This is a genomic window from Roseomonas sp. TAS13 (assembly GCF_001950415.1).
GTDB lineage: Bacteria > Pseudomonadota > Alphaproteobacteria > Acetobacterales > Acetobacteraceae > Roseomonas > Roseomonas mucosa.
This window is the reverse complement of the sequence record NZ_BDLP01000532.1, coordinates 1-2,284: the sequence shown is the minus strand read 5'-3', so window position 1 is coordinate 2,284 and position 2,284 is coordinate 1. Positions and strand designations below refer to the sequence as shown.

The following is a 2,284-nucleotide window of genomic DNA, read 5'->3' as shown; positions in this document are numbered from 1 at the left end:
GCCTTACGGTGGAGCTGTGCGTAGATGTGATCAAGAGACAGGCGCTCCCTGGAGCGAGCCCGCAAGTTCCCCCTACGCCCGTTCTCCGGCGGGCGCCTGCCCCGGCTCCAAACCGCCTTCGACGAGCGCCAGGACGAAGTGGAGCAGCGTGCGGCCGAGCACGACGCCTGCCATGTGCAAGTGGACTTCGCCTTCGGCAGCGAGGCGCTGAACGCCTACCGTGCGCTCTCCGCCGCGCACGTCCGTCTCGCGCGGTCGCACAAGGTTTGGGACGTCACCTCCTCGGTCTCCATCGACCGTGTGGCGCTCAGGACGACCGCCAGCACCCTTGTCACGCGGACCCCGACGTCGCTCGCGGTCGCAAACTCGGGCATCGTGGCGTCCCATTGGACGGGCCTGGGCTTCGGAAACGCCAACGGGGAGGACATTGAGATCTTCCCAGGTTTCGGCCTCATCCGCGACCGCAGGGGCGGCAGCGGGGACTTCGCCCTCATCGACCTTCGTGACCTCCGGCTGGAGGCCATGTCTGTGCGCTTCGTCGAGGACGAGGGCGTGCCGTCCGACGCCGCCGTCGTGGGCCACGCTTGGGAGAAGGCCAACAAGGACGGCAGCCCTGACCGGAGGTTTGCCAACAACCGCCAGATCCCGATCGCCCTCTACGGGCGCATCATCCTCCGCAGCAACGGCGGGGTCCACGAGGCGTGGATGTTCAGCAATCATGGGGCGGTTCAGGAGTTCGCGGCCTGCTACCATCGGCTCCAGCAGGCCTTGGCTGACCTCGCCAATGCCGCATCCCTGGGTGGGGAGGCCGGCGATCTACCGTTCGCCCCTGCCGAGCCAGCCAGCCGCTACACAGTACCGCCCCTGCCGCAGGTTGGCGGCGCCCACGAGTACACCGTCGGAGCGGCTGCTATCCTCGGCATCGCCCTGTGGTTCGGGTCGGCCCACCTCGGCAGGAACCCTTTCGTCCCGCCGGGCGTCTATCTCCCCTCATCCACTGGCGGAGCGCCACCATTGCTGACGACTGTCCCGATAGGGGCACCTGCCACCGTGCAGGCCAACCCGGCTGCTCCAATGGCTGTTCCGGCAGCCGTTCCAACGGTATCGGCATCGGCGGCGCTACCGGCCTCGGCCCTCCCGGTCGAAGGGGAGCGCGTCGTGACCAAGCAGGGTGCCAACGTCCGAGGAGCTGCCAACGGCTCATCCGGCGTGGTCAGGACGGTTGCGCAGGGGGTGACCCTACAGGTGCACGGTCGCCGGAATGGGTGGGTTCAGGTGGGAGATACCAGCCCCTGGGGCTGGGTCCACTCAAGCTTACTGGAGAATATTCGTCAGTAATTTCAGTTGATTGTTAGATAAGATCCAACAGACGGAACGCTGTGACCGATCAATGTCGGGCGGAGACCAGTCACCTGCCGATAGGAAGGCGCCCTGGCCGCGGTCATGACCTGGGCCGAGCCATCACGCGGCGTGGCGCTGCCGCGCGAGCAGGCGCTCCGGCTCATCGAGGCGGGCGGCGGGCTGCACTGCGTCTGGAGCGGCCGGCGGCTCGACGCGGCGAGCCTCGACATCGACCATTGCCTGCCCTGGTCGGCTTGGCCCTGTGGTGACCTGTGGAACCTGCTGCCGGCGCACCGACAGGTGAACCAGCGCGAGAAGCGCGAGCGCCTGCCGGCGGATGGCCGGCTGCGGGCGGCCGGGGACGCCATCCAGGCGTGGTGGCAGCGGGCCTATCTGGCGGAAGGCGACCTCGTGCTGCCGCGGCGCTTTGCCGACGAGGCCCGGGCCAGCCTGCCTGGGTTAGCCGGCGAGATGGCTGGACCGGCACCGGAGGCGGTGTTCGCCGCGCTGTGCGTGCAGCGCCTGCGGTTGCGTTATGACCAGCAGGTGCCGGAGTGGGACCCCTGACGAGGTTTGCATGACAATCATCCTCGCCACTGGCCAGCCATAGGATCAGAATAGCTGCTTCACCTACCTAGTCGCCCTTGAATAACCTGTTCAGGCTGGCGCAGCGGTGATTGGCCGGCGGTCTGCCGGGGTGAGGTGCCGGAGCAGGGTGGCGAGGAGAGCGGCCAAAAGGGCCCTGAGGTGGGCGAGGATCTTGCGGATGTTGTGGCCGCAGCCGCAGAGGACGGCGTAGAGGGCATCGCCGTTGGTGCCCTTGAGGGCGCAGCGGGCGAGGCGGCCGTCGGTCTTCATGTGGCCGATCTCGGGCTCGATGGCGCTGCGGCGCCGGAGCAGCCGGCGCAGGCGGGGCGTGAGGCCGCGGCGCGTGCCGCTGACG

General features: G+C 68.4%; 2 protein-coding genes and 1 pseudogene. 2 read left to right on the top strand and 1 reads right to left on the bottom strand.

The annotated features are described in order from the left end of the window. Positions 1 to 138 precede the first annotated feature (138 nt). Together ROTAS13_RS23195 and ROTAS13_RS23190 are read left to right on the top strand one after the other, a co-directional pair. A complete protein-coding gene (locus ROTAS13_RS23195; RefSeq protein WP_075823558.1) occupies positions 139 to 1,338 on the top strand; it encodes an SH3 domain-containing protein in 1,200 nt (399 codons plus the stop codon). Positions 1,339 to 1,443: 105 nt separating this feature from the next. Continuing rightward, on the top strand, positions 1,444 to 1,908 hold the full coding sequence (locus tag ROTAS13_RS23190) for an HNH endonuclease domain-containing protein (RefSeq protein WP_075823557.1): 465 nt from the start codon (positions 1,444 to 1,446) through the stop codon (positions 1,906 to 1,908). Between the two features lie 90 nt (positions 1,909 to 1,998). Here ROTAS13_RS23190 and ROTAS13_RS23185 read toward each other — a convergent pair. Continuing rightward, a pseudogene (locus tag ROTAS13_RS23185) lies at positions 1,999 to 2,284 on the bottom strand (IS5/IS1182 family transposase); the annotation flags it as partial.

What these genes read in the sequence shown, in the direction of transcription:
- ROTAS13_RS23190 (WP_075823557.1), top strand. Translation starts at nt 1,444, where the DNA reads ATGACCTGGGCCGAGCCATCACGCGGCGTGGCGCTGCCGCGCGAGCAG.